Origin of the sequence: Corallococcus exiguus (assembly GCF_009909105.1) — a bacterium.
Lineage (GTDB): Bacteria > Myxococcota > Myxococcia > Myxococcales > Myxococcaceae > Corallococcus > Corallococcus exiguus.
Window position 1 is genome coordinate 88956 of the sequence record NZ_JAAAPK010000012.1, and the last position, 25638, is coordinate 114593.

22 protein-coding genes are annotated in these 25638 nt (G+C 70.1%); 6 read left to right on the plus strand and 16 right to left on the minus strand.

Features of this window, described 5'->3' with window-relative positions:
- Positions 1–7: 7 nt before the first annotated feature.
- The 13 genes from GTZ93_RS34825 to GTZ93_RS34885 all read right to left on the minus strand — a co-directional run bounded on the left by GTZ93_RS34825 (position 8) and on the right by GTZ93_RS34885 (position 14464).
- Positions 8–637: a cytochrome c oxidase subunit 3 family protein gene (locus GTZ93_RS34825; RefSeq protein WP_120595373.1), complete on the minus strand. Its 630-nt coding sequence runs from the start codon at positions 635–637 to the stop codon at positions 8–10.
- Entirely contained in the window at positions 627–2234 is a 1608-nt protein-coding gene (locus GTZ93_RS34830) for a cbb3-type cytochrome c oxidase subunit I (RefSeq protein WP_139919441.1), read from the minus strand. Before GTZ93_RS34830 ends, GTZ93_RS34825 begins: the two co-directional genes overlap by 11 nt.
- Positions 2215–3246 carry a cytochrome c oxidase subunit II gene (gene coxB, locus GTZ93_RS34835; protein ID WP_139919440.1) on the minus strand — a complete coding sequence of 344 codons (1032 nt, stop codon included), beginning with the start codon at positions 3244–3246 and terminating at the stop codon, positions 2215–2217. The genes GTZ93_RS34830 and coxB overlap by 20 nt, the downstream gene beginning before the upstream one ends.
- Positions 3243–3602, minus strand: a complete 360-nt coding sequence (locus GTZ93_RS34840; protein ID WP_139919439.1) for a hypothetical protein — start codon at positions 3600–3602, stop codon at positions 3243–3245. Before GTZ93_RS34840 ends, coxB begins: the two co-directional genes overlap by 4 nt.
- Positions 3599–4789, minus strand: a complete 1191-nt coding sequence (locus GTZ93_RS34845) for a hypothetical protein (protein WP_139919438.1) — start codon at positions 4787–4789, stop codon at positions 3599–3601. Before GTZ93_RS34845 ends, GTZ93_RS34840 begins: the two co-directional genes overlap by 4 nt.
- A complete protein-coding gene (locus GTZ93_RS34850) occupies positions 4786–5649 on the minus strand; it encodes a c-type cytochrome (RefSeq protein ID WP_139919437.1) in 864 nt (287 codons plus the stop codon). Before GTZ93_RS34850 ends, GTZ93_RS34845 begins: the two co-directional genes overlap by 4 nt.
- Positions 5646–6176, minus strand: a complete 531-nt coding sequence (locus tag GTZ93_RS34855; RefSeq protein WP_161663239.1) for a DUF3341 domain-containing protein — start codon at positions 6174–6176, stop codon at positions 5646–5648. The genes GTZ93_RS34850 and GTZ93_RS34855 overlap by 4 nt, the downstream gene beginning before the upstream one ends.
- The gene (gene nrfD, locus GTZ93_RS34860) at positions 6173–7597 is read right to left on the minus strand and encodes an NrfD/PsrC family molybdoenzyme membrane anchor subunit (RefSeq protein WP_120576914.1); all 1425 of its coding nucleotides are present in this window, start codon (positions 7595–7597) and stop codon (positions 6173–6175) included. Before nrfD (GTZ93_RS34860) ends, GTZ93_RS34855 begins: the two co-directional genes overlap by 4 nt.
- Positions 7594–10698 (minus strand): TAT-variant-translocated molybdopterin oxidoreductase, encoded by a 3105-nt coding sequence (locus GTZ93_RS34865; protein ID WP_139919735.1) that lies wholly within the window; start codon positions 10696–10698, stop codon positions 7594–7596. The genes nrfD (GTZ93_RS34860) and GTZ93_RS34865 overlap by 4 nt, the downstream gene beginning before the upstream one ends.
- Positions 10686–11336 carry a cytochrome c3 family protein gene (locus tag GTZ93_RS34870; RefSeq protein WP_139919734.1) on the minus strand — a complete coding sequence of 217 codons (651 nt, stop codon included), beginning with the start codon at positions 11334–11336 and terminating at the stop codon, positions 10686–10688. The genes GTZ93_RS34865 and GTZ93_RS34870 overlap by 13 nt, the downstream gene beginning before the upstream one ends.
- Positions 11337–11588: 252 nt before the next feature.
- Positions 11589–12548, minus strand: a complete 960-nt coding sequence (locus GTZ93_RS34875; protein ID WP_139919733.1) for a protein kinase — start codon at positions 12546–12548, stop codon at positions 11589–11591.
- Positions 12549–12666: 118 nt separating this feature from the next.
- Positions 12667–13266: an outer membrane beta-barrel protein gene (locus tag GTZ93_RS34880; protein WP_120576910.1), complete on the minus strand. Its 600-nt coding sequence runs from the start codon at positions 13264–13266 to the stop codon at positions 12667–12669.
- Between the two features lie 199 nt (positions 13267–13465).
- A complete protein-coding gene (locus GTZ93_RS34885; RefSeq protein ID WP_139919732.1) occupies positions 13466–14464 on the minus strand; it encodes an SDR family NAD(P)-dependent oxidoreductase in 999 nt (332 codons plus the stop codon).
- 215 nt (positions 14465–14679) lie between these two features.
- Here GTZ93_RS34885 and GTZ93_RS34890 point away from each other — a divergent pair, with 215 nt between their 5' ends.
- Positions 14680–15204, plus strand: coding sequence for a DUF1440 domain-containing protein (locus GTZ93_RS34890; protein WP_139919731.1), 525 nt, complete (start codon positions 14680–14682; stop codon positions 15202–15204).
- 16 nt (positions 15205–15220) lie between these two features.
- Here GTZ93_RS34890 and GTZ93_RS34895 read toward each other — a convergent pair whose 3' ends face one another.
- Both GTZ93_RS34895 and GTZ93_RS34900 read right to left on the minus strand, forming a co-directional pair.
- Positions 15221–15832: a DUF2378 family protein gene (locus tag GTZ93_RS34895; RefSeq protein WP_139919730.1), complete on the minus strand. Its 612-nt coding sequence runs from the start codon at positions 15830–15832 to the stop codon at positions 15221–15223.
- Between the two features lie 122 nt (positions 15833–15954).
- Complete coding sequence (locus GTZ93_RS34900) at positions 15955–16347, minus strand: response regulator (protein ID WP_161663240.1); 393 nt, start codon at positions 16345–16347, stop codon at positions 15955–15957.
- Positions 16348–16668: 321 nt separating this feature from the next.
- Between GTZ93_RS34900 and fdh the strand changes: the two genes are divergently transcribed.
- Genes fdh through nrfD (GTZ93_RS34920) form a run of 3 tightly spaced genes read left to right on the plus strand, consistent with a single transcriptional unit; the run spans position 16669 to position 21912 of the window.
- Positions 16669–19914, plus strand: a complete 3246-nt coding sequence (gene fdh / locus GTZ93_RS34910; protein WP_180946102.1) for a formate dehydrogenase — start codon at positions 16669–16671, stop codon at positions 19912–19914.
- 4 nt (positions 19915–19918) lie between these two features.
- On the plus strand, positions 19919–20719 hold the full coding sequence (locus GTZ93_RS34915) for a 4Fe-4S dicluster domain-containing protein (protein ID WP_167548578.1): 801 nt from the start codon (positions 19919–19921) through the stop codon (positions 20717–20719).
- On the plus strand, positions 20716–21912 hold the full coding sequence (gene nrfD, locus GTZ93_RS34920) for an NrfD/PsrC family molybdoenzyme membrane anchor subunit (protein WP_139919728.1): 1197 nt from the start codon (positions 20716–20718) through the stop codon (positions 21910–21912). The genes GTZ93_RS34915 and nrfD (GTZ93_RS34920) overlap by 4 nt, the downstream gene beginning before the upstream one ends.
- On the opposite strand, the gene mobA is transcribed toward nrfD (GTZ93_RS34920), so the two are convergent.
- Positions 21913–22518, minus strand: a complete 606-nt coding sequence (gene mobA, locus GTZ93_RS34925; protein ID WP_139919727.1) for a molybdenum cofactor guanylyltransferase — start codon at positions 22516–22518, stop codon at positions 21913–21915.
- Positions 22519–22674: 156 nt separating this feature from the next.
- Between mobA and GTZ93_RS34930 the strand changes: the two genes are divergently transcribed.
- Together GTZ93_RS34930 and fdhD are read left to right on the plus strand one after the other, a co-directional pair.
- The gene (locus GTZ93_RS34930) at positions 22675–23928 is read left to right on the plus strand and encodes a molybdopterin molybdotransferase MoeA (RefSeq protein ID WP_139919726.1); all 1254 of its coding nucleotides are present in this window, start codon (positions 22675–22677) and stop codon (positions 23926–23928) included.
- Positions 23925–25355, plus strand: a complete 1431-nt coding sequence (fdhD, locus tag GTZ93_RS34935; protein WP_161663241.1) for a formate dehydrogenase accessory sulfurtransferase FdhD — start codon at positions 23925–23927, stop codon at positions 25353–25355. Before GTZ93_RS34930 ends, fdhD begins: the two co-directional genes overlap by 4 nt.
- The last annotated feature ends 283 nt before the right edge of the window (positions 25356–25638 follow it).

The following is a 25638-nucleotide window of genomic DNA, read 5'->3' on the forward strand; positions in this document are numbered from 1 at the left end:
CCGCTCCTCATGACAGGTACAGGATGGGATAGACGAACAACCAGATGACATCCACCAGGTGCCAGTACATGCCGCCCAGCTCCACCGGCGTCGCGTACGCCGAGCCGAACGTCCCCGACGCGGACCGCACGCCCAGCACCGTCAGCACGCTCACGCCCACGGTCACGTGCAGCGCGTGGAAGCCCGTCAGCAGGTAGTACAGCGTGAAGAAGAGGCTCGCGCCCACGCGCGGCACCTCCGTGAACCGGTACGCATCCCCCGGCAACCCGCCCTCCCTCACGTGATGCGCGTACTCCACGCCCTTCACCCCCAGGAACACGACGCCCAGGAGCGCCGCCGCCAGCAGCAACGCGCCGCCCAGCCCCGGCCTGTCCTCCCGCACCGCGTGCACCGCGAGCGCCACCACGATGCTGCTCGTCACCAGCAGGAACGTGTTCAGCGTGCCCAACCCCACGTCCATCGTGAGCTGCGCCGCTCGGAACACCTCCGGATACACCGAGCGATACACGCCATAGGCCGTGAACAACCCTGCGAACAGCAACACCTCCGTCGCGATGAAGACCCACATGCCCAGGTACGCCGCCTGCCGGCGCGCACCCTCGGAGCCCCAGTGCTCCGTCACGGCCTCAGGCGGCATGCTGCACCTCCTCGCTCGCGTACTCGTGCGGACCGGTGGGGTACTCGGGCGGTGTGGAGAAGTTGTGCGTGGGGGGCGGGGACGCGGACCGCCACTCGAAGCCGTCGCTGCCCCAGGGGTTGGCTCCCGCGACCGCGCCATGCCGCAGGCTCCACGCCAGATACCCCGCGATGGCCAGGAACCCGAACGCCAGCAGTGATGCGCCCGCCGTGGACGCCACGTGCAGTGACTGGAAGTGCGGCGGATAGTCCGCGTACCTCCGAGGCATCCCCAGGTTCCCCAGCAGGAACTGCGGCACGAACGTGGCGATGAAGCCGAAGATGATCAACACCGCCGCGCCGTTGGCCAGCTTCGCGGGGAAGCAGCGCCCGGACATCTTCGGGAACCAGTAGTGCAGCGCCGCCAGGAACGCCATCACCGTGGCCCCCACCATGATGAAGTGGAAGTGCGCCACCACCGAGTACGTGTCGTGCCAGTGCAGGTTCAACGACGTGGTCGCGTACGCCACGCCAATCATTCCTCCGAAGAAGAGGAAGAACATGAACCCCAGCGTGTAGATGAGCGGCGACTCGATGGCGATGGAGCCCCGGTAGAGCGTGCCCAGCCAGGAGAAGATTTTTATCGCCGTGAAGATGGCCACCAGCATCGACATCGCGCCGAACGCGCCGGACCCGAACGTGGACTGGCCGGACGCGAACATGTGATGGCCCCAGGTGAAGAACCCCACGAACGCGATGCCCAGCGTGGAATACACAATCATCCGGTAGCTGAAGGCGTTCTTGCGGCTGAAGGCACACACCGCCTCGCTGATGACGCCCATCGACGGCAGCACCATGATGTAGACGGCCGGGTGGCTGTAGAACCAGAACAGGTGCTGGAAGAGGAGTGGGTCGCCTCCTCGCGCGGGGTCGAAGATGCCCGCGCCCACCACCCGCTCCAGCGCCACCAGCAGCAGCACCATGCCCAGCACCGGCGTCGCCAGCACCTGGATGATGGACGTGCCGTAGATGGCCCAGACGAACAGCGGCAGCTTCATCCACGTCAGGCCCGGCGCGCGCAGCGTGTGCACCGTGGCGATGAAGTTGAGCCCGGTGAGGATGGTGGAGAACCCGATGATGAACACGCCCACCAGCACCGGCAGCACCGCCGTGCCCGTGGTCGTGCTGTAGGGCGTGTAGAAGGTCCAGCCCGTGTCCGCGCCGCCCTCGAACATGCCCCACAGCGCGATGCTGGCTCCCAGCACGTAGAGGTACACGGACGCCAGGTTGAGCCGGGGAAAGGCCACGTCCCTGGCGCCAATCATCAGCGGCACCAGGAAGTTGCCGAAGGCGGACGGGATGGCCGGAATCATGAACAGCCACACCATGGTGACGCCGTGGAGCGTGAACATCCGGTTGTACGCCAGGTGCCCCATGATGGTGCGGCCGGGAGTAAGCAGCTCGATGCGCAGCGCCAGCGCGAACAGGCCGCCCACGAAGAAGAAGAAGAGCGTCAGCCCCAGGAACATCACCCCGATGCGCTTGTGGTCGTGCGTCGTGAGCCACGACCACACGGTGCGTCCGTCCGTCAGGTAGGACTCAGCGGCCGGTGGGGACATAGACAGGCTCCTCGGCCGCGGTGACTCCCGGGCGCAGGGGACGCAGGGACTTGATGAACTCCACGAGCGCGCCGGTGTCCTCCGCGCTCAACCGGCTGTGGTAGCCCGGCATCACGGGCGCGTAGCCAGCCACCACCTTCGCCAGCGGATCCATCATGGACTCGGTGAGGTATGCCTCGTCCGCGAGCACCGCGCCGCCGCCCTCCAGCGGCTCCTGCCTGCCGTACAGCCCCAGCCACGTGGGGCCGATGTGCGGCGCGCCCGTCACCGTGTGGCATTGCAGGCAGCCCTGCGCGGCGGCGATGCGCTCGCCTCGGACGGCCATGGGCTCGGCGGTGTTGGCGCCGGGCAGCGCGGCCACGGGGAGGTTGCGGCGCTGCGCGTCTCGCCAGGCTTCGAAGTCCGCGGGTGGCAGCACCACCACCTCGCCGCGCATCTGCGAATGGTCCAGCCCGCAGTACTCCGCGCACAGCACCTGATGGCGGCCGGGCTTCGGGGCTTCGAACCAGAGGTCGGTGTAGCGGCCGGGTATCGCGTCCCGCTTCATGCGGAAGTCCGGCACGTAGAAGGAATGGATGACGTCCCGCGAGGTGAGCAGCAGACGCACGGGCCGGCCCGCGGGCACAACCAGCGTGTCGATGGCGCTGGGGCCTCCGGGATAGGTGAACTTCCACATCCACTGCTTGCCGGTGACGTACACGTCCAGCGCGTCCTGGGGCGGGCTCATCACCCAGACGAACTGTCTGAAGCCCAGGACGAACCAGAGCAGGAACAGCGACAGCGGCACGCCGATGAACAGCGCCTCCAGCCACGTGGGCGCCACCACTCGAGGCGTGGGGTCCGACGCCGTTCGCCGGCGGTAGCGCACGAGGAAGAAGAGGCCGACGGCGCCAATGCCCATCCCCACCGCCATCGTGGTGAGCAGCAGGATGTAGTGCAGATGGTCCACCTTCACGGCGAAGGTGGAGCCCTGCTCCGGGAGGAAGAAGAGGCGGCGCAGCAGCTCGTTCATCGCGCGCCCCCTTCACCTTCGGAGATCAGCTGCCGCATGGCCGCGTCGATGGGCTGGTGGATGACGCCCGCGTCCACGTCCACCCAGCCGTAGCCATCCAGCCGCTCGCGCTGCCGTGCCTTCAGCGCGTCCGCGCGCCGGTCCAGCGAGAAGGGGGCCTGGTCGAGCATGCCCACCTGCAGGGTGCTCGGAGGCATGGGGAGGGGACGCTCGGATTCGGGACGCCAGAGGAGCCACAAGGCCCACGCCGCGACGCTGGCCGCAGCGAGCAGTGCCAGCGCCACGGCTCCGACGCGCAGCAACCACGCGGTGGGCAGCCGCTCCAGCTCCGGAGGTGGTGGACGGGCTTCGCTCATGGCGGACGCACCTGGAGCGAGTGGACGAGATACGGATCCGCCACGGGCACGGGATAGGCGCCACGCGAGAGCCAGAGGGCCGCCGCCACGGACAGTCCGCCCACGCCCAGCCACGCGGTGAGCGCCGTCCAGGGAATGAAGACCCGCTCCGGGGAGAGAGAAGGGAACAGCAGCCACGCCACGTCCACGGCATGCATCGCGAGCAGCCACAGCGCCACTGCGCCCAGCACTCGCGGACGCGACTTGAGCTCGCGCGACAACAGGAGCGCGAAGGGGATGACGAAGTGGCCCAGCACCAGCACGAGCGACAGCACGCCCCAGCCGCCCTCCAGGCGGACGCGGTACCAGCTCACCTCCTCAGGCAGGGCGGCGACCCACATGAGCATGAACTGCGAATAGGCGATGTAGGCCCAGAAGCAGACGAAGGCGAACATCAGCGTGCCCAGCCGGTGGTAGTGGCCCGGGGACATCAAGCTGCCGAAGTGCTGTGTGCCGCGAGTGGCCGCGCCCGCGATGATCATCAAGGCCAGCGCGCCCACGAACGCACCGGAGAAGACGTGGACGGCGTAGACGGTGGACTGCCACGTCGCCTCCAGCGACATCATCCAGTCCAACGTCATGAAGGAGAACGTGAGGCCCAGCGCGGGCAGCGAGCCCCCTCCCAGCCGCCGCTGCCACAGCGTCCAGCGCACGTCACCCGTCGCGTCCTGGCGCACAGACCAGCGGTGCAGCAGGTGGCCCACGAGCCCCCAGGTGACGAAGTACAGCACCGCGCGCACCAGGAAGAAGGGCACGTTGTTGTAGAGCCGCCGGTGTTCGAGCACCTGCAGCGTGTGCTCGCCCAGGTCCGTGGACGGCGCGACCCACGGATACAGGTGCCGCATTCCCAGCGCGAGGGGCACGAACAGCACAAGGAACAGCGGCGCGGTGGCGGACGTGACCTCCAGCGCGCGACGCAGCACCACGGGCCAGCGCGCCTTCGACGCGTGGAAGGCGGCGAGCAGCAGCAGCGCGCCCAGACACAAGCTCAACCAGTAGGAGAAGCCGAAGAGATAGCCCGCCAGTGCCTGACGCACGTCGAGGAAGGCGCCGACGGCAGTGGCGGCAAGCCCTACGACGCCGAGCGCCGCGCTGATGCCCAGCGCGCGTTGTCCGCCCTCGAAGCGTGGGAGCACGGGAGGTGTCATGGTGCTCCGACCTCCTGGCGCAGCCGCGCCTGCACTTCGGGCGGTGCGACGGTGAGCGATGCACGCTGACTGCGTCCCAGGGCTCGCAGGTACGCGACCACGGCCCAGCGTTCATGGGGCGTGAGCTGCGGTCCGTACGCGGGCATCACGCCGAAGCCCTGGGAGATGACCGCGAAGTAGAAGCCCGGCGGGTGCGGCAGGTCTCCCGTCGTGGAGGGCTCGTTGAGCCGTCCTTCCATCGCGAGGCCTCGTGGCCCCACGAGCGCCACCTGCCGGGCCCGCGCCGCGTCCGCGTCACTCACCTTCACGCGTCCCGCGTCCGGAACACCGGGCCGCCCCGCATCGGCCGTGTCCCTCACGGCGCCCCACCCGTCCACCCTCTGGGGCAGCGGGAACGCTTCCGGCCCCACCCTCGCGGTCACGGCCTGCGTTCCCGTGTACGGGGCTTCCCCCTCCACGACGCCGTAGACCACCTGGCTCGCGTGGTCGTGCGGCACGAACAGCCCGGGCGGCCGGCGCTGCGGCATCTTCCGGGCCACGATGGCGTCCCCGTCTCCCGTCAGCCCGTGGCACACCGCGCACCAGGTCTCATAGGCCGTGCGCCCCTCCTCCAGCAGCTGCCGGGTCAACGGCACCGGCACGGCCTGAAGCCAGGTCCCTTCCGCCGTGAGTCCCTGCGTGTCCCCACGCGTGCGCCACTCCTGCGCCACCGTTCCCGGCACCAGGGGGCGCATGGCCCGGCCGTCGTCGAAGAACTCGCTTGCCCCGAACGCCTCTGCTCGCGGCTGTGACGCCATCGGATCCGTGTCGTCGCACGCGGCCATCCCGCCCAGCAGCGCCAGGAGCGTCCAGCGCTTCATCGCGCTCCCTCCGCCACCACCGACACCTGCCGCGCTCCCAGCTCGTGTAGCGCCGCCTCCACCTTCGGCGCGTCCTCGCTGTCCACCGCCACGCTCGCCCAGAAGCTGTCCACGGACGCGCTGCGGAAGGACTCCACGTCGAACACCGGGTGCGTCACGTGCGGGAAGCCGAAGAGCAACATCAGCGCGCCGAACACCGTCAGCGCCGCGCTCAGCACCGCCAGCTCGAACGCGATGGGCAGGTTCGTGGGCACGCTGTGCAGCGGCCGGCCTCCCACGTTCAGCGGATAGTCCACCGCGTTCGTGAACCACTGCGTGACGTACGCGAACGCCGCCCCTCCCAACCCCGCCCCCAAGGTCAGCAACGGCAACCACGAGCGCTTCAGCCCCAGCGCCTCGAACGTCTCCTCCACCGGGAACGGCGTGTGCGCGTCCAGCTGCTCGAAGCCCCTCGCGCGCAGGTCCTTCAGCGCGACCACCAGGGCTTCGCTGGACGAGAACTCTCCCAGCACCCATTGGCGGCTCATGGCGCACCGCCTGGCCGAGTGCCCTGCTCACGCCGGAATTGAAGCGACGCGTCCACCTCGCGCTGGAGCTCCTTCATCTCGCTCACCGACACGGCCGGCACGAACTTCAGGAACAGCAGGAACGCCGTGCCGAAGAACGCCACCGTGCCGCCCAGCAGGCTCCAGTCCACCCACGTGGGCCGGTACGCCGCCCAGGACGACGGCAGGAAATCCATGCTCAACGACGCCACCACGATGAGGAAGCGCTCCGTCCACATCCCCACGTTGATGAGCAGCGCCGCCACCCACAGCACCACCACGTTCGTGCGCAGCCGGGAAAACCAGAACAGCTGCGGCACCAACACGTTGCAGAAGATCTGCATCCAGAAGAGCGGCGCGTACGGCCCGAAGAACTCCGCCTCCGTGGCGTGCATCTCGAACGGGTTGCCGCTGAACCAGGCGAAGAAGTGCTCCTGGATGTAGCCGTAGGCCACCATCCACCCCGTGGCCATCAGCACCTTCGCCATGTTGTCCAGGTGCAGCGGCGTCACCACGTGCTCGATGCCCAGCGCCTTGCGGGCCGGGATGAGCAGCGTGAGCACCAGCGCGAAGCCGCTGAACACCGCTCCCGCGACGAAGTACGGCGGGAACACCGTCGTATGCCAGCCCGGCAGCTGCGACACCGCGAAGTCGAAGGACACGATGGTGTGCACGCTCACCACCAGCGGCGTGGCCAGCCCCGCTAGCAGCAGGTAGCCAGTGCGCCACTGCCGCCAGTGCCTCGCCGAGCCCCTCCACCCCAGGCTCGCCAGGCCGTACCAGAAGCGCGCGCGGGGCGTCTTCGCCGTGTCGCGCGCCGTGGCCAGGTCTGGAATCAGCCCCACGAACCAGAACAGCAGCGACACCGTGAGGTACGTGCCCACCGCCGCGATGTCCCACGTCAGCGGCGAGCGGAACTGCGGCCACGCGCGCAGACTGCTCGGATAGGGCACCAGCCAGTAGAACTTCCACGGTCGTCCCAGGTGCAGCAGAGGGAAGAGCCCCGCGCACGTCACCGCGAAGAGCGTCATCGCCTCCGCGAAGCGGTTGATGGACCCTCGCCACTTCTCCTGGAACAACAGCAGGATGGCGCTGATCAACGTCCCCGCGTGGCCGATACCAATCCACCACACGAAGTTCGTGATGCCGAACGCCCACGCCACCGGGATGTTGTTGCCCCACGTCCCCACGCCCACGAAGAGCGTGACGCCCACCGCCACCGCCAGCACCGCGGTCCCGGCCAGCCCCAGCCCCATCAGCGCCCACCAGGTCCGGCCCGCGGGGCGGTGCACGAAGGCCAGCAACGACTCGCTGTAGGCGCGGTCGGAGTGGCGCCCCTCCAGGATGGGGTGCTCGGTGAGCGGGTCTCCGGGCGCGGGCACCTGCGGGTCGGCCGTGCTCATGCGCCTCCCTTCGGCGCCGGGTTCTTCAGGCGCACCAGGTGCACCGTGCGCGGCCGGGTGCCCAGCGTGTTGAGCAGCTTGTAGTGCCTCGGGTCTTCGTGCTCGCGGCGCACGCGCGACTCCGGTGCGCGCAGGTCCCCGAAGGTGATGGCCTCCGTGGGACAGGCCTGCTGACACGCGGTGCGGACCTCGCCTTCACGCACGTCCCGGTGCGCGGAGCGTGCGACGGTCCGCGCCCGTTCGATGCGCTGCACGCAGTACGTGCACTTCTCCATGACCCCGCGCGAGCGCACCGTCACGTCCGGGTTCTGGCGCAGGCGCGTGAGGGGCTCGCGCTGCTGGTACTCCAGATAATTGAAGCGGCGGACCTTGTAGGGACAGTTGTTGGAGCAGTACCGCGTGCCGATGCAGCGGTTGTAGACCATCTGGTTGAGGCCCTCGTCCGAGTGGACGGTGGCGTTCACCGGGCACACGTATTCGCAGGGCGCGGCCTCGCAGTGCACGCACGCCACGGGCTGGGTGATGAAGCCCGGGTTGTCCGGGTCGCCCAGGAAGTACCGGTCGATGCGCAGCCAGTGCATCTCCCGGCTCTTGAGCACGCCTTCGCGCCCCACCACCGGCACGTTGTTCTCCGCCTGGCAGGCCACCATGCACGCGCTGCACCCCGTGCACCGGTGCAGGTCGATGGCCATCGCCCACTGGTGGCCGCCGCTCGCGAGCGCCGTAGGCCCCGGCGGATAGAGCCGCTCGCCGTCCTCCTGGAGTGAGTGGAGCGCCTGGGGCTTCGCGCGGAAGGACTCCTGCGTGAGCTGGAGCGCCAGCTGGCGGCCCTCCATGCTCCAGTGTTCCTGCGTGAGCGCCAACGCGTGATGGCGGCCCGTGCGGGTGATGTTCGGAGTGCCGCCACCCCATGGCAGGTTCCGGAACCGCAGCGCGTACGCGTTGACGCCCACGCCCTGGCCTACGGGCCCGACGCGCTCGCGGCCGTGGCCCAGCGCCAGTGTCACCGTGTCGTCCGGCTGACCGGGCAGCACCAGCACGGGCACCTCCAGCGCCTGGCCCAGCACCTCGATGCGCGCCACGTCTCCCTTCTCCAGCGACAGTGCCCGCGCGGTGGCCGGGGAGAGCAACGCCGCGTTGTCCCAGGTGAGCTTCGTCACCGGATCAGGCAGCTCCTGGAGCCACGCGTTGCCCGCGAAGCGGCCGTCGTACAGCCGCGAGTCCAGCACCAGGGACAGCTCCAATCCCTTGGGCGCTTCCCACAGGTAGCTCGCGCGGGCCTCTGCTCGGGGGTCCAACGCATCCCCGATGAGCCGGGAGGGCTCCAACCCCACGACCTCCCGCGCGTCCCTCACCACCGCGGCCTCTTCCAGCACGGCTTGAGCGGGCGGTGCCTGGGTCTCCGGGATGACGCCGTCCGCGAGCCACGTCTCCCAGCGCGCCTCGAAGTCCGGCGGTGAGCCCGAGCGTTCACGCCACAGGGACTTGAGCAGTTCGTAAGGGCTCTGCGACTCCAGGCCCGCGAAGACGGACAGGAGCTCCACCTCGGAGACCGCTCCTGGGAACAGGGGCGCGATGAGGGGTTGCAGCACGGACGCGGTGCCGTCGGGTGCGCGGCCGTCGCGCCAGGACTCGAAGGGATGCGTCGCGGGGACGAAGGTGGGGCAGCGCGCCGCCGTCTCGTCCTCGTGGAGGCCGTGGTACAGCCGGAAGGGGACGCGCTCCAGGGATTGCGTGAAGCCCGAGTCCACCACCGCCGTCCAGGCCGGGTTCCACGCAGTGATGATCAGCGTGTCCACCCGCTTATCGAACATCTCCCCCGTGAGCGAGGTCAGCGCCTCCGGGTCTCCATCCGGGAGTGCCACGGGTTCGAGCAGCCGGGGCGTGTTGCCCAGCGCCTCGTCCATCGCGAACGCCAGCTCATGCACCAGCGGCGGCTGGCGCGGGCCCACCGTCACCCGGCCCTGTCCCCGGTGCGCGAGCAGGTCTCTCGCCGCGCCGCGCACCCAGGCGCGCTGTGCATCCGTGAGCGCGGTCGGTGGAACGCGCAGGCTCGCGAGCCCCGAGGCCAACGCTGGCGTCACTCCGCGCGTGGGATTCGCCAGAGCATTCCCTCCCAGGCCCGTCCCTACCGCCTCCGCCAGCGCGAGCATCAACGCGACGCCCTGCGACGGCCGTATCCGCAGCCGTTCGTCCGCGAAGCCGCCCGTGACGGTCAGCGTGCCCTCCGCCACCCACAGCCGGTTCATCGCCTCCGGCTTGCGCGCGTTCACGAAGTCCCGCGCCGCGCGCAGGTGCCCGGGTTGTGTCGTCGCGAGGAAGTCGTCGTCCACCGCCACCACCACCGCGCGCCCCACGTCGTGCACCACGTCCAGCACCCGGCCGTACGCCAACCGCGTGCCCTCGCGACGCCCGTCCGCCAGGGCCGCGCCACAGGGGATGATCCGCGCAGACGGGAAGCGCTGCTGGATGCGTGCGTACAGCGCCTGCACCAGCGGACTGCTCGTGGGCTCCACCAGGAAGCGCAGCCCCGCGCCCTGGTCGTCGCGCTCGGCCTGCTTCCGCAGCGCATCCCTCACGGTGCTCCACGCGGACTCCACGCCTTGCAGTCGCGCGGTCTTCGCTCTCGCGGCGTCGTAGAGCCCCAGCAGCGCCGCCTGTTCGAAGATGCCCGCCGCGCCCAGGCTCGCTGGGTGCAGCGGGTTGCCTTCCACCTTCGTGGGCCGCCCCTCGTGGCTCTGCACCACCAGCCCGACCGTGCGGCCGTTCCACTCCAGCCCCGTGGCGAAGTGCAGCGGCACACCCGGCGTCAGCCCCTCCGGCGGCGTCGAATACGGGAGGATCTTCTCCGGCGGCTGACGGAAGCACCCGCTGAAGCCCGCGGCCGCCAGCGACGCCGCCGCGACTTGTAGGAAGGTGCGCCGCGCCACGCCCTCGGGCGGAAGCATCGCGCCGGGAGGATGCTCGCGCGACACGGCCTCGTGGCCGGGTCCTCCCGCGTGCCACTCCTCCAAGCTCCTCCACGCGCGCACCGGCTCCGTCCCGTCAGCACCGGGCGTGTCGCGGTCATCCGTCCGGGCGGGGTCGGTCAGAAGTGGCATGTGTTGCAATCCGTGCGAGGGGACACACCGAGCGCGACCTGCACCGCGCGGCCCGTCTCCCTCGGGTCTCCGGGAGGACGCCACGTGAGGTTCGCGACCTCGGACACAGGGCGCAGCCACGGCGTCGGGTCGCGGTGACAGTCCAGGCACCAGCCCATGGTGAGCGGCGCCACCTGCTCCACCGCCGGCATGGTGTCCACGCGGCCGTGGCAGGTGACGCAGCCCACGCCCTTGTTCACGTGGATTTGATGGCTGAACCAGACGTAGTCCGGAAGCGCGTGCACCCGGTTCCACGGCAGCGCCGTGTCGTCGAAGCCACTGGCGCGCACCGGCTCCAGGCGGGCGCTCTCGTTCCACACCTGCGCATGGCACCCCAGGCAGCGCTGCGTAGGCGGCACTCCCGCCACCGGCGAGCGCCACGCGCCCTCATGGCAGTAGCCACAGGGGATGCCCTCGTCGCCTACGTGGTGGCGGTGGTCGAAAGGAAGTGGCTGCTCGCGAGGCGTGAACGAGCCCCGCCCCAGCGGGTTGCGCGCGAGCAGCAGCAGTCCCGCCAGCGACACCGCGGGCACACCCAGAGCCAGGGCGATAAACGCCCGCAGCACCGAGTCGGTCCCCGGGCGGAACAGCGGAGCCATGGCCCCCCCTTCAACATGGAGGCCTCCGCGGGCCAGGTCGCCGGAGGCGGGCGCGACTGTGGGCGTGGCCTCAAGGCAACCACCAGCCGCCCGTTCGCGTCCCGTCGCGTTTCACACGGCCAGGACGCACGACGTCCGCCAGTCCACAGGAATGCCGTCCACCCGTGCAGCACGCGAGCGCACGTTCCACGTGCTCGCGGGCGGGCTCCGATGCACGAGGTCAGCACGCGCCGAGGCCCCAGGCCCCGCGCATCAGGAAGGCAGCGTGCGCCCGCGCACGGACACGGAGGCCGTCATCACCGACGCCGCGCCCACGTACACGTCCACCGGAGACAGCGGCCCCGAGCCCGGCAGCGCCGCCAGCTCGCGCACCATCGCGTCCCGCCCCTGGCACTCCACACCGTGCCCCATGCAGTCGCGCAGCGCCGCCTGGAGCCCCGCGGCGGAGTCCGCCCCGCGCGCATCCAGCAGCACCCCGCGCAGCACGTCCCGCAGCGCGGGCGACACCTCACCCAGCGCCGCGTCCACCCCGGCCGCGTCCTCCGGAACCACCGTGTTCCCAGAGACCAGCGCCAACAACACCCGCCCCAGCGCGCGCAAATCCTCTCGCGTCTCCACCGACGAGCCCACCGCGTCCTCGCGCACGGGCAGCTCCACCGCGTCCGGCCGGGACGGCGACATGAACCGGCGCAGCAGCGGACGCGCGGGCCGCAGCCCGAAGTCCGTCAGCGTCACCTCGCCCCGAGGCCCCACGCGGATGCGGTGCGCATGCACATCCCCGTGCACCACGCGCGCGTCATGCGCGGCCTGCAGCGCTCCCGCCACCTCCGCGCCCACGTGACACACGAACGCTTCCGACGGCCGCCCGCACCGCCCCAGCACCCGCCGGCGCGCCGTGGCCAGCGAACAGCCCGGGACGTAGTCCGACACCACCGTCAGCGTGTCGCGCACGTCCACCTGGAAGCCGTGGAGCCTCGCGATGCCCGGATGCCTCAGCGGCACCGCACGCGTCAGCGCATCCTCCAGCGGGCGCCGCGTCTCCGGCGCCAACCCCGACGCCAGGAGGAACGTCTTCACCACCAGCGGACGCGCATCCACCGCGTCCTGCTCCAGCGGCCACACCAGGGACACCCACTCGCCCAACGGGCCCCTCCCCAGCGGATGCAGGGGGGCGAACGCGGGCAGCCTGGATGCGAACGGAAGCACGGACATGGCAACCTCCAACCCAACACATCCAACCCGTGACGTCAACGCACCGCGTCCTACGTCACGGGTCCTGCATTCCCCGACACCCGGGCACGAAGCCCAGAGTGCCGGGGAAGGCCCGAGGCTAGAAGTAGCCGCCGACCGTGGTGGTGATGCCCAGCGTCACGTCATTGCCCGCGAAGTAGCCCTGCTCCGAGCCCAGGCTGCCCACGCTCTGGCTGATGACCGCGCGCACCTGCGGACCCGCGCCGATGAAGAAGTGCGGCGTGAGGTGGAACAGGACGGGGGCGTTGAAATCCAGGACGAAGTTCACGTCGCTGGCGCCCGGCACGTGGGCGAACTGCACGCCGAAGCCCGCCTTGGGCCACAGCGACACGCGGTCGCCCAGCGGCAGGTGGTAGCCCACGCGGCCCAGCACGCCCAGGCCCACGACGGTGCTGTCACCGAAGCCGAAGGCCACCAGCGCGGACGCGCCCACCGACAGGTTCTGCTGGAGGAAGTAGTCCGCGGACGGCTCCAGCCGGATCAGGAACACTTCGGACGCGGTATTGTAGCCCAGGAAGCCGTTGAGGTCCTGGCTGATGACCATCTGGCCCGCCTGGCCGAACGACGACGAGCTGCCCGGGTTCGCGTTCAGGTTCGGCTCTTCCGCCGCCACCGCCTGCGCCGACACCGCGAGGCCCGCCACCAGCGCCAGGCCCGTCCACTTGTTGCTTCCACGCATTGATGTTTCTCCCCTCGTTCGCGCCCGGCCGACCCTTCCCGGAGCGCATGCGGGGCCCCTTCTAGCCAAAGGGCGCCGCAACGCGAGGATGTTTTCGGACCCACCCAACACTTCGTTGACACCCCACCATCAGCGCAGCGAACGGAAAAATCCTGATCGCGGCCCCCTCGGAGAGGGGGACGTCTGATGGCGCCCCGGTTCAGCGGGCCGCGCGCATCAATCCGCGCGCGCCCAGCACCGCGCCGCCCACCACGCCGCCCGTGAGCGCGGCCAGGCCCAGCGTCGCGGTGAAGCGAACCCACGCGGGCGTGGGCGGCACGCTGCCACGAGGCCCCACGCCCTCCACCACGGGGGTGAAGAGGTTGCCCTCGGGCCTGTCCAGCGGCATGTCCGTCGTCTGCATCCGCACGCCGAAGCGGGAGAGCACGGCCTTGCCCACCGACGGCGCCAGGCCGTTGAGCCACAGCATCAACCGCCCCTGGAGGAACGCCGGCACCGACGTGCGGCCCGGCCGCTTCGCCAGGCGCACCACCGCGCGGGCCACCAGGTCCACGTCGTACGTGGGCGGCACCGGCACGGGCTTCCACCCCAGCATCGTGGGCGCGTGGTCGAACATGGGCGTGGACACGGACGGCACCAGCACGTTGGAGACGTGGATGCCCGTGCCCGCCAGCTCCAGCTCCAGCGCCTGCGCCCACCCCAGCGTCGCGTGCTTCGCGGCCGCGTACGCGGACAACAGCGGCGCGGACCCCGACGCCAGCATGGACTGCACGTTGAGCAGGTGGCCGTGGCCCTGCTTGCGGAAGTGCGGCAGCACCGCGCGCGCGAAGCGGAAGTAGCCGAAGCACGACACGTCGAACACGCGCGTGATGTGCTCCCAGGGCAGCTGGTCGAAGTAGCCGTAGGACTGCACCGCCGCCGCGTTCACCAGCAGGTCCACGCGGCCGTAGTGCTCCACGCACTCGCGCACCACGCGCTCCACGTCCTCGGCCACCGTGACGTCGCCGTCACTCACCAGGCACTCACCGCCGCGCTGGAGCACCTCCACGCGCAGTTGCTCCAGGGCCGACTGGCGCCGAGCGGTGACGCACAGCCGCACGCCAGCCTCCGCCAGCCGCAGCGCGGATTGCCAGCCCACGCCGCTCGACGCGCCCGTGACGATGGCCACCTGTCCTCTCAAGTCCCCGTGACGAGCCATGCGCTTTCGCCCCTCCTCGCCCTGAGGTGGGCCTTCTGGCCGGGCTTCGCACGAGGCAAGCCCCCGGAATCCTCCGCGCGACGCCCGCTCGCACGGCCGCTCTCCGGACTGGGAACAGGGCGCGCCCCACCTCCCCATCCCCGAGTGTGCACCCGTCAACAAGACGCCCCACCCTATGAGCACGCTTGCAGCCACCGCACCGAAAGGGCCCGACCATGATCCGCTGGAGCCGACTCCGTCCCTTCGCACGTCCCGAGAAGCGCTCGCTCCTCCAGGACATCCTCATGGGCGCCGCGGGCGGCGCGCTGGGCACCTTCGCCATGAACCAGGCGCAGGCGCTCATCGCCAGGCTGAGCGAGTCCAAGGAGCAGGACGACTCCCAGCAGGAGCCCGCCACGGAGGTGGCCGCGCGCAAGGCGGCGGAAGGCGCGGGCGTGAAGCTGGAGGGGGAGCGGAAGAAGCAGGCCGGCAACGTGGTGCACTGGAGCTACGGCACGCTCTGGGGCGCCGTGCACGGTGCGCTGCATGAGCGCGTGCCGCTGGCGGGGAAGCTGTTCGGCGTGGGCTTCGGCCTGGGCCTGTTCCTCATCGGTGACGAGCTGGCGGTGCCGCTCCTGCGCCTCGCTCCGCCGCCCCAGAAGGTCCCGGCGAAGTCGCACCTGAGCGCGCTCGCCGCCCACATCGTCTACGGCACCACGGCGGAAGGCACCTACCGCCTCGTGCGCCGCGCCCTGGCCTGAGCGCGGCCCGTGCGGCTCACGACCAGGAGACGTCGTAGTACGCGTCCACCAGCGACTGGGCATGCCCGCGCACCTGCACGTCGTGCACGCCCGTCACCTCCAGCGCGGACTGGAGGATGCCCTCGTTGTAGGGCACCGGCATCAGCGAGCGCTTCATGATGACCCGGCCCGACGTGGGGCCCGTCCACTCCACGGAGCGCTCGCCGAAGTTCAGCGCCGTGCGGTAACCGGAGTGCATCAACTCCAGGAGCCGCTTCGGGTCCCCACCCGCCTGCTGCACGAAGTCGCGCGCGAACATGGAGTTGAGGAAGTCCAGCATCGCCTGCGTGCCAATCTGCCGCTGCGCCGCATCATGGCCGCCAACGAGCGGCGACAGCTGCTCCGCCGCCACGTAGGACAACCGCAGGAAGCGCGGGAACGGATAGGTCTGCATGGGGATGAAGTCCGCGGTCTCCCCCACCTGATCCAGACAGCGCTTCACCGCGTCCGCTCCGCCCAGAAAGCGCACCGCGTCCAACACGCCCAGGAAGAACAGGCCCCGGCTCGTTTCCTCCGGCTCCGTCGCGGCCAGACGGGCTTCCAGGTCTCGGGCGACGTCCTCGGGTAGATTCAGCGTGCCAGCCGGCATCTGTCGTCCTTTGAATGAGGGGGAATGGACCAGGCGGGGACCTGACGGGGCGCGAGGATTCCACAGGTCTCGCTCCATCGCGAGTCCTCGATGCGCACGCGCCGCGCCATGCGACACATGTTTCACGACGTGGGAGGTCCTTCCGGGCCTTCCCCGGATGACGGCAGGAAGCGGCGCACCACTTCCATCAGGTCCGCCACCGCCACCGGTTTGCGCAGGTAGTCCACCGCGCCCGGGGGATGAAAGGGGCTGCCGGACAGCACGATGATGGGCACGCCTTCCAGCATGCGCTCCTGGGACAGCCTCGTGAGGAAGGCCTGTCCGTTCATCACCGGCATCATCAGGTCCAGCAGCACCAGGTCCGGACGGGGATGGGACGCAAGCCAGCTCCAGGCATCCTCGCCGTGGATGCACTGCGCGACGCGATAGCCCTCCATCTCCAACAGCGTCGCGACCGCGTCCCGAAGGTCTTCCTCGTCCTCGATCAACAGGATGAGAGGGGCACTGTCCGTCATGCAGGTTCTCCACTCGCTCTCCGCCACATGTCCGGCCATCACGTGGCTGTGGGTCTTCCTGCTCCGCCTGAAGGTCGTGTGGCCCACAGGGAGGGAGGAGCAGGAAGAGGCGTTGGCACCGTGGAGAAGTAACGATTCGAGCCCCCCGGTCTGATTTCGCGCGCCGCGCATTTCCGTGCCTGCCCGCCTGCTTTCACGTCCACTGCTGGACGCGAGCCAGGGTCCAGCGGCACTGGTCCGCCCCGCCGTGCATCCCCATCTTGAGGACCAGATTCCACGTGTGCGTCCTTGGGAGGAGCGGCCTTGAAGTTCCGCGACCTGATGAAGGGTTGGCCCGTGCTGCGGCAGTTCGCCCGGGGAGACAGCCGGGCCCTGGGCGACACGGCGATGTCGGCGCGAAGCCGCTCGCTGGCGCCGCGCACGAAGTCCGCGGACCGGGTGGTGAAGTCCATCTGCCCGTACTGCGCGGTGGGCTGCGGGCAGGAGGTGCACGTGCGTGACGGGCGCATCCTCGACATCGAGGGCGACCCGCATTCCCCCATCTCACGCGGACGGCTCTGTCCCAAGGGGGCCGCCACCTTCCAGTTGGTCACGGGAACGCAACGCGTGCAGCAGGTCCTCTACCGCCGCCCCGGCGGCACGGAGTGGGAGCCCATTCCGCTGGAAGAGGCGATGGAGAAGGTGGCCGAGCGCGTGAAGCGCACGCGCGACGCGACGTTCGAGGTGACGGACGCGAAGGGCCAGCGGCTGAACCGGACGCTGGGGTTGGCGCACCTGGGCGGGGCGACGCTGGACAACGAGGAGAACTACCTCCTCAAGAAGCTCTTCAGCGCGCTGGGGGTCGTGCAGGTGGAGAACCAGGCTCGAATATGACACGCGTCCACGGTGCCCGGTCTGGGCATCACGTTCGGCCGCGGCGGAGCCACGACGTTCCAGCAGGACCTGCAGCACTCGGACTGCATCCTCATCCAGGGGTCCAACATGGCCGAGTGCCATCCGGTGGGCTTCCAGTGGGTGATGGAGGCGAAGGCCCGGGGCGCGAAGGTCATCCACGTGGACCCGCGCTACACGCGCACCAGCGCGGTGGCGGATATCTACGCGCCCATCCGAGTGGGCTCGGACATCGCGTTCCTGGGCGGGCTCATCCACTACGTGCTGGAGCACGAGCGGTACTTCCGTGACTACGTGGTGCAGTACACCAACGCGGCCACACTCATCCGCGAGGGCTTCCTGGACACGGAGGACCTGGAGGGGCTCTTCAGCGGCTACCAGCCGAAGGACAACCGCTACGACATCCACACCTGGCAGTACGATGGCGTGGCCGGCGTGGTGCCTGCGGCGGGCCACAAGGAGCTGACGGACGAACCGGGCGCGGGCGGCGGCGGACACGACCACCGCGTGGACCTCCGCGACGAGCACCGGGACGAAACGCTCCAGCATCCCCGGTGCGTGTTCCAGCTCTTGAAGCGCCACTTCGCGCGCTACACGCCGAAGGTGGTGTCCCAGGTGTGCGGCGTGGACGAGGCGCTGTTCCTCCAGATCGCGCGGACGCTGTGTGACAACTCCAACCCGGAGCGCACCAGCGCGTTCTGCTACGCGGTGGGGTGGACGCAGCACTCGGTGGGCGTGCAGTACATCCGCACGGCGGCCATCCTCCAGTTGCTGCTGGGCAACATCGGCCGGCCCGGTGGCGGCATCCTCGCCCTGCGAGGGCACGCGTCCATCCAGGGCTCCACGGACATCCCCACGCTCTACAACCTGCTGCCCGGCTACCTGCCCATGCCGCGCGCGAGCGCCACGGATTCGTTGGAGCACTACATCCGCAAGAACAAGTCCGGCAGCGGCTGGTGGACGGAGTTCCCCAAGTACGCGGTGTCGCTGCTCAAGGCGTGGTTCGGGGACAAGGCCACGAAGGACAACGACTACCTGTTCGCGCACCTGCCCCGGCTGACGGGCAACCACTCGCACATGCAGACCGTGGCGGACATGGCGGACGGGAAGCTCCAGGGCTACTTCGTCATGGGGGAGAACCCCGCCGTGGGCAGCATGAACGGGGCGCTCCAACGCAAGGGGCTGCGCAAGCTGGATTGGCTGGTGGTGCGTGACTTCACGCTCATCGAGACCGCGGAGTTCTGGCGCACGGCGCCGGAGGTCCAGTCCGGGCAGGTGCGGCCGGAGGACATCCAGACCGAGGTGTTCTTCTTCCCGGCCGCCGCGCACACGGAGAAGGACGGCACCTTCACCAACACGCAGCGGCTGCTGCAATGGCATCACAAGGCGGTGGAGCCGGCGGGGGACACGCGCAGCGAGCTGCACTTCGCCTATCACCTGGGGCGCAAGCTGCGTGAGCGCTACGCGGGCTCCACGGATCCGAAGGACGCGCCGCTGCTGGATTTGACGTGGGACTACCCCACGCACGGGCCGCACGCGGAGCCCTCCGCGGAGGCGGTGCTGAAGGAGATCAACGGCTACACGGTGGCGGACGGGAAGCTGGTGGATGGCTTCACGGCGCTGAAGGACGACGGCTCCACGGCGTGCGGCTGCTGGATCTACTCGGGTTGCTTCAAGGATGGCGTGAACCAGACCGCGCGGCGCAAGCCCGGGCAGGAGCAGACGTGGGTGGCGCCGGAGTGGGGCTGGGCGTGGCCGTCCAACCGGCGGATCCTCTACAACCGCGCGTCGGCGGACGCGAACGGCAAGCCCTGGAGCGAGCGCAAGCGCTACGTGTGGTGGGACGCGGGCGAGAAGAGGTGGACCGGCGAGGACGTGCCGGACTTCATCGTGGACCGGCCGCCGGAGTATCGGCCGCCCGAGGGCGCGACGGGGCTGGCGACCATCGCCGGCAATGATCCGTTCCTCTTGCAGGCGGACGGCAAGGGCTGGCTCTTCGCACCCAGCGGGATGATGGACGGGCCGCTGCCCACGCACTACGAGCCCATGGAGTCGGTGGTGTCCAACCCGCTCTACGCGCAGCAGTGCAGCCCCACGCGAGAGGAGTGGAAGCGCAAGGACAACCCCTATCACCGGGCCTGGGGCGACCCGCGCTACCCGTACCTGGTCACGACCTACCGGCTCACCGAGCACCACACCGCGGGCGGCATGTCGCGCTGGCTGTCATGGCTGAGCGAATTGCAGCCGGAGATGTTCTGCGAAATCTCCCCGGAGCTGGCGCGAGAGAAGGGGCTGAACAACGGGGACTGGTGCACGCTCGCCACGGCGCGAGGGGATTTGGAGTGCCGGGCGCTCGTCACGGAGCGCATCCGCCCGCTGAAGGTGAAGGGGCGGCAGGTGCACCAGATTGGCCTGCCGTACCACTGGGGTGTCACGGGGCGCGTGCGCGGTGAAGGGGCCAATGAGCTGACGGCGTTCGTCGCGGATCAGAACGTGGACATCCAGGAGTCGAAGGTGTTCACGGCGGACCTGCGGGCGGGACGGATGCGCTCGGGGGAGAGGGCCGCGGCGGGAGCGGCGCCGCCTCCGCTGCTGTTGCCGGAGGTGCCGCGCGACGTGACGCCGCCTGGGGACACGGACCATTCAGAGACGCAGGAACCCGAGGAGAAGGGATAGGCACATGGGGGGCCGCAAGGGGTTCTTCACGGACACGACGCTCTGCATCGGCTGCAAGGCGTGCGAGGTCGCGTGCAAGCAGTGGAACCAACTTCCGGACGACGGCTTCCACTTCACGGGGATGTCCTACGACCAGACCGCGCACCTGGGCGCGTCAACGTGGCGGCACGTGGCGTTCGTGGAGCGGCCGGTGCCGTTGCAGGGGCAGATGTCGGGCGCGGGGGACTTCTCGTGGCTGATGATGTCGGACGTGTGCAAGCACTGCCAGCGCGCGGGGTGCCTGGAGGCATGTCCCACGGGCGCCATCGTGCGCACGGAGTTCGACACGGTCTACGTGCAGCCGGACGTGTGCAACGGCTGCGGCTACTGCGTGTCGGCGTGTCCGTTCGGAGTGATTGACCGGCGCGAGGATGACGGGCGCGCGTGGAAGTGCACGCTCTGTTACGACCGCATCGGTGACGACCAGACGCCGGCGTGCGCGAAGGCGTGTCCCACGGCGTCCATCCAGTACGGTGATTTGGACGAGTTGCATGCACGCGCGGAGTCACGGGTTCGCGACCTGCATCAGCGAGGCGTGACGGACGCGTACCTGTACGGGAAGGACGCGGAGAACCAGCCGGGCACGGGTGGGCTCAACGCGTTCTTCCTGCTGTTGGACAAGCCGGAGGTCTACAACCTGCCGCCCGACCCGGTGGTGCCGACGAAGAAGGCTCTGCGCTCGTGGGCCTCGGTGGCGATGGGTGCGGTGGGAATGGTGGCGGTGGCGCTGGGCGCGGTGTCGTTCGGGCGGGAGGGGCGCGGATGAGCGACGACACGCTGCTGGACCGGCTGCAACGCAAGGCGGACGGGCGGAACATCGACACACGCGCGGGCATCCTGGAGGGCGAGGGTGCCCAGCAGCGGGTGAAGGACCCGGAGCCTGTGCGGCATGGGATGGACGTGTTGCCGACGGTGCCGTCACGGTCGGGGCCGGACAGTGAAGGAGCGCCGAGTTACTACGGCATGCCGGTGTTGAAGGAACCGCTGTGGATCTGGACGGTCCCGGCGTACTTCTACGTGGGCGGGGTGGCAGGCGCGGCGAGCGTGCTCGGCGTGTCGATGGAGTATCTGGGGGGACGGCGGCTGGAGCGGCTGGCGGGGCGCTGTCACGCAGTGGCCACGGCGGGGGACATCGTGAGCGCGGGGCTGTTGATCCACGACCTGGGCCGGCCGTCGCGCTTCCTGAACATGCTGCGCGTGTTCCGGCCCACGTCACCCATGAGTGTGGGTTCGTGGGTGCTGGCGGGTTCGGGCGCGGTGAACACGGCGGCGTTCGTGCTGCGACGGATGCCCGGAGTTCTTGGAGTCATGGGACGCACCGCGGGCATGGTGGGCGCGGTGCTGGGTCTGCCGCTCGCGGGATACACGGCGGTGCTGGTGAGCAACACGGCGGTGCCCCTGTGGCAGCAGGTGGGGCGCACACTGCCGCTGTTCTTCATGGCCTCCGCGACCGCGAGCGCGGGGAGCCTGTTGTCCCTGTTCCCGCACACGGACGCGGAGGAGCGCGTGCTGCGCCGCTTCCGTGTGGCGGGCAAGGTGGCGGAGGTGTTCACGCGCGAGGCGGTGGAGCTGGAGGCGCGGCAGGTGGTGGAGGTGGGGAAGCCACTGCGCACGGGTGTGTCGGGAGCTCTGTGGACGCTGTCCCGGACGTGTTCCCTGGCGGGACTGGTGATGGACGTGCTGCCGGGACGCGCACGGTGGAAGCAGGTAACCGCGGACGTGCTGTCCACGGTGGGAGCGGTGGCCGCGCGTTACGCCGTCATCCAGGCGGGCAGGGCCTCCGCGAGGAATCCGCAGGCCACGTTCCAGGGACAGAGACAGGGCCTTGGTGCCGCGCAGGTAGAGGGGAACACAAAGGCATCGGACGGAAAGCCCCTGAGCTTCCCGTTGCCCGTGCTCGGTCAGCCACAGGCCGGCATGCCCTACGCACGGTTCATGGTGACGCAGCCGGAGCCGTAATCAGGGCAACGTCACCCCATACCGAACCAAATCCTCCGGCGTGTTCACGTTCGCCAGCGCACGCAGCTCCGGATCCACCGCTCGCAATGCGTCCACCGGCAAGGTCCGCGTACGGAACCGCATCAGCAGTCCCCGCAGAGACGGATCCTCCACCAAGGCTTCACCCCAGTGTGACACCAGCTCCGTACGATACGCCGCGAACAACGGCTCCCACCGTCCGTCCCGCTCGATGCACACCGCGTCCACATCCTCGCCTCGCGCGTCCAGCACCACCCGCGCCGCGGCCTCCGTCACGAACGGCATGTCGCACGCCACCGCGAACACCCACCGCGTGCTGGCCGCGCCCAGGGCCGCATGGACCCCTCCCGGCGCTCCCTTGCCCTTCACCGCGTCCGCCACCGTGCGGAGCCCGAAGCGCTCGTACGGCGCCGAAACATTCGCCACCAGCAACACGTCCTCGAAATGCGACCCGAACGCTCGCAGCCGTTCCAAGGTTGTGAGCCCCTCCACGCTCAGCAGCCCCTTGGCCACGCCCCCCAACCGGCTCCCCTGCCCCCCTGCCAGGATGGCCAGCGTCACGTCGGGAAAGGTCGCGGATCCGTCCATGTCCGCCGACCCTACACACCTCTCATCCTCCGCGAAAACGCTTCACACCCGGGATTTCGCCAACCCCCAGAGGGAGGGAGCAGCCGCCGCTCCCATGCCCTGTGTGGACAAGGCACGCGCACCCCGTCGTAGAGTCCGCCGCCCCCTCGCTGACTCATGCCGCTGACTCCCCTCCCCGCCGCGCGACTGGCCGCGCTCGATGCCATTCTGCCCGCGGCTCCCGCCCGGCTTCCCTTGATGGAAGCCCATGGCCGGTTCCTCGCCGCTGGCATCGTCGCGTCACGCGCGCTGCCCGGCTGCGACAACTCCGCCATGGACGGGTGGGCCGTGCGCGCCGAGGAGACCCGGGGCGCCAACCGCGACCGCCCCGCGCGCCTGCGCGTCGTCGACACCGTCTACGCCGGCCACCTCCCGCGCCGCGCCCTCCAGCCCGGCGAGGCCGCGCGCGTCTTCACCGGCGCCCCCCTCTCCCCCGGCGCTGACGCCGTCGTCCGCCAGGAGGCCGCGCGCCCCACCGACGACGGCTCCCACGTGGACCTCTTCGTCTCCGTCGCCCCCGGCCATGACCTGCGCCGCGCTGGCGAAGAGGTGATGCCCGGCACTCCGCTGTTCCCCGCCGGCCAGCGCGTGGACGCCACCGTGCTCGGCGTGCTCGCGTCGCTGGGTGAAGCCACCGCGCTCGTGCGCCCCGCGCCGCGCGTCGCTGTCATCGCCACCGGCGACGAGCTCGTTCCCCCCGGCCAGCCCGCGCAACCCCACCAGGTCTTCGAGAGCAACCGCCTCCTCGTGGCCGCCCTGGCCCGCGAGGCCGGCGCGGACGTCACGCATCTGGCCCGCTCGCGCGATGACGAAGCGGAGCTGCACGCCCAGCTGGAGCAGCTCGCGCCTCAGGTCGACGTGCTCATCACCACCGGCGGCGCGTCCGTGGGCGACAAGGACTGCGTGAAGCGCGTCCTCACCCGGATGGGCGCGCGCTTCCTCGTGGACGGCGTCGCGCTCAAGCCCGGCAAGCCCGTGGCCGTGGCCCGCCTGGGCTCCACCGCCGTCGTCGTGCTGCCCGGCAACCCCGGCGCCGCCACCGTCGCGTTCGACCAGTTCGCGCGGCCCCTCCTCTTCAAGCACCAGGGCGTCATCGAACAGCGCCGCGTCACCCGCGCCCGCCTCTCCGAGCCCCGCCACAAGCAGGCCGGCCTCACCTACCTCGTCACCGTCTCGGCGCTCGAAGCGCGCGAGGACAGCGTTGAACCGTGGGCCCGCCTGCGTCCCCAGGGCGCCGGACAGATTCTGCAGAACGTGGCCGCCCGGGGCTGGGCCGTGCTCCCCGCCGGCCGCGCGGACTTCGCCCAGGGCGAGTCCGTGGACGTGCAGCTCTTCGACGCACCGGACTTCCACGCCGTGGAGGCCGTATGAAGCCGCCTCCCGCGCTCGCCCTCATCGGCCACTCCGGCGCCGGCAAGACAACGCTCCTGGAGCGCCTGCTGCCGGAGCTGGCCTCGCGCGGCCTGCGCGTCGCGTACGTGAAGCACTCATCGGAGGCGCACCCGCTCCACCGCCCGGGCAGCGACACCGCGCGCCTGGACGCCGCGGGCGCCGCGCTCACCGGATTCTCCACGCCGGACGGCACGCAGCTCACCACGCGGCAGCCCCTGTCCCCTTCGCTCCTCGCGCGAGACGCGGGCCGCGTGGATCTGGTGCTCGTGGAGGGCTGGAAGGACGGCCCCCTCCCGAAGCTGGAGGTGTGGCGCGAGGGCCTGGAATCCCCGCTCGCTGCCTCCCGCCCCGACGTGCTCGCACTGGTGACGGACGCGCCTACGCTTCCGTCCACCGTGGCCTCGCGCCCGCGCGTGCCGGCCACCGCCACCGCCGTCGCGGACCTCCTCACCGCGTGGCTGCGCGATCAATCCGCGACATCCAAGGTCTCTCGCCCAGAACCGCGCGGCGTCACCCACCGCGCCGTGCGCCGCTTCGACGGAGACACGCTCCGTGCGGCCGAGGATGACCGCGTGGCCGTGGAGGAGCCCCTGGAGATCCGCGTGAATGGTGACCCCGTCGCCACCACCATGCGGACCCCCGGGCATGATCGCGAGCTGGCGGTGGGTTTTCTCTTCGCCGAAGGCATCCTCAACGACCGCGACGACCTGGGCAGCCTGTTCCACTGCGGCCACCCCGGCGAGGAAGGATACGGCAACGTGCTGGAGGTCGTTCCCGCCGCCGGTGCCGTGCTCGACCTGGAGCGCGTGGAGGCCACCCGCCGCGGCACCCTCACCACCTCCGCCTGTGGCGTGTGCGGCCGCCGCGACGTGGACGACCTGATGGCCACGTGCGCCCCCGTCGCCCCAGGCCCCGTCCTCTCCGCCCACACCGTGGCCCGCGCCACCGAACGCCTGCGCGACATCCAGCACACGTTTGAACACACCGGTGGAGTGCACGCCGCCGCCGCGCTGGATGCCCATGGCGAGCTGCTCGCCTCCTATGAGGATGTGGGCCGCCACAACGCCGTGGACAAGGTGGTGGGAGCCCTGGTCCTGGCCGGCGCCGTGCGCGCCCCGCTCCGGTTGCCCACACCGCCCTTCCCCACCGCCCCCACGGTCCTGGCCGTCAGCGGCCGCGCCAGCTTCGAAATCGTCCAGAAGGCCGCCCGCGCCCGCATCCCCGTCGTGGTCAGCGTGTCCGCCGCCAGCTCCCTGGCCATCGACCTGGCCCTGCGTGCTGGCGTGACGCTCGCCGCGTTCTCAAGGAACGGCCGCTGCAACGTCTACACCGGGACAGAGCGCCTGGAGACTCACTCTCAACCTCCGGGAATTCCTCATGACTTCCGGCATGACGCATCTCGGTAGGAGCGCGGGCATCCGACTGTCAGACGGGCATCGTACATGCAGTCGGCGGGCGCAGCCGGCGGCTTTGGGGTCCAGGTGGGATCCAAAGGACCCATTGGACCTCAATGTCCATGGACGCGAACTCACACCCGACGGCTGGGATGGGTGTCCAAGTTTTTACCTGTTGTCATGTCTTTCTTGCTGAGCAGTGGTTGCGCCGCGACGCACTATTTGGCAATCTTGCATTTCCTCCTGGTTAAACTTTTCTAGTCTAGACGGTATCCTCTGCAAGAGCCGGACGTGA

Coding starts and splice junctions, on each gene's coding strand:
- GTZ93_RS34880 (WP_120576910.1), bottom strand. CDS start 13,266: ATGCGTGGAAGCAACAAGTGGACGGGCCTGGCGCTGGTGGCGGGCCTC.
- GTZ93_RS34850 (WP_139919437.1), bottom strand. CDS start 5,649: ATGAAGCGCTGGACGCTCCTGGCGCTGCTGGGCGGGATGGCCGCGTGC.
- GTZ93_RS34895 (WP_139919730.1), bottom strand. CDS start 15,832: ATGCCGGCTGGCACGCTGAATCTACCCGAGGACGTCGCCCGAGACCTG.
- nrfD (WP_120576914.1), bottom strand. CDS start 7,597: ATGAGCACGGCCGACCCGCAGGTGCCCGCGCCCGGAGACCCGCTCACC.
- GTZ93_RS34830 (WP_139919441.1), bottom strand. CDS start 2,234: ATGTCCCCACCGGCCGCTGAGTCCTACCTGACGGACGGACGCACCGTG.
- fdhD (WP_161663241.1), top strand. CDS start 23,925: ATGAAGCCGCCTCCCGCGCTCGCCCTCATCGGCCACTCCGGCGCCGGC.
- GTZ93_RS34845 (WP_139919438.1), bottom strand. CDS start 4,789: ATGACACCTCCCGTGCTCCCACGCTTCGAGGGCGGACAACGCGCGCTG.
- coxB (WP_139919440.1), bottom strand. CDS start 3,246: ATGAACGAGCTGCTGCGCCGCCTCTTCTTCCTCCCGGAGCAGGGCTCC.
- GTZ93_RS34855 (WP_161663239.1), bottom strand. CDS start 6,176: ATGAGCCGCCAATGGGTGCTGGGAGAGTTCTCGTCCAGCGAAGCCCTG.
- nrfD (WP_139919728.1), top strand. CDS start 20,716: ATGAGCGACGACACGCTGCTGGACCGGCTGCAACGCAAGGCGGACGGG.
- GTZ93_RS34890 (WP_139919731.1), top strand. CDS start 14,680: ATGATCCGCTGGAGCCGACTCCGTCCCTTCGCACGTCCCGAGAAGCGC.
- GTZ93_RS34930 (WP_139919726.1), top strand. CDS start 22,675: ATGCCGCTGACTCCCCTCCCCGCCGCGCGACTGGCCGCGCTCGATGCC.
- GTZ93_RS34865 (WP_139919735.1), bottom strand. CDS start 10,698: ATGCCACTTCTGACCGACCCCGCCCGGACGGATGACCGCGACACGCCC.
- GTZ93_RS34900 (WP_161663240.1), bottom strand. CDS start 16,347: ATGACGGACAGTGCCCCTCTCATCCTGTTGATCGAGGACGAGGAAGAC.
- GTZ93_RS34825 (WP_120595373.1), bottom strand. CDS start 637: ATGCCGCCTGAGGCCGTGACGGAGCACTGGGGCTCCGAGGGTGCGCGC.
- mobA (WP_139919727.1), bottom strand. CDS start 22,518: ATGGACGGATCCGCGACCTTTCCCGACGTGACGCTGGCCATCCTGGCA.
- GTZ93_RS34840 (WP_139919439.1), bottom strand. CDS start 3,602: ATGAGCGAAGCCCGTCCACCACCTCCGGAGCTGGAGCGGCTGCCCACC.
- GTZ93_RS34875 (WP_139919733.1), bottom strand. CDS start 12,548: ATGTCCGTGCTTCCGTTCGCATCCAGGCTGCCCGCGTTCGCCCCCCTG.
- GTZ93_RS34915 (WP_167548578.1), top strand. CDS start 19,919: ATGGGGGGCCGCAAGGGGTTCTTCACGGACACGACGCTCTGCATCGGC.
- GTZ93_RS34885 (WP_139919732.1), bottom strand. CDS start 14,464: ATGGCTCGTCACGGGGACTTGAGAGGACAGGTGGCCATCGTCACGGGC.
- GTZ93_RS34870 (WP_139919734.1), bottom strand. CDS start 11,336: ATGGCTCCGCTGTTCCGCCCGGGGACCGACTCGGTGCTGCGGGCGTTT.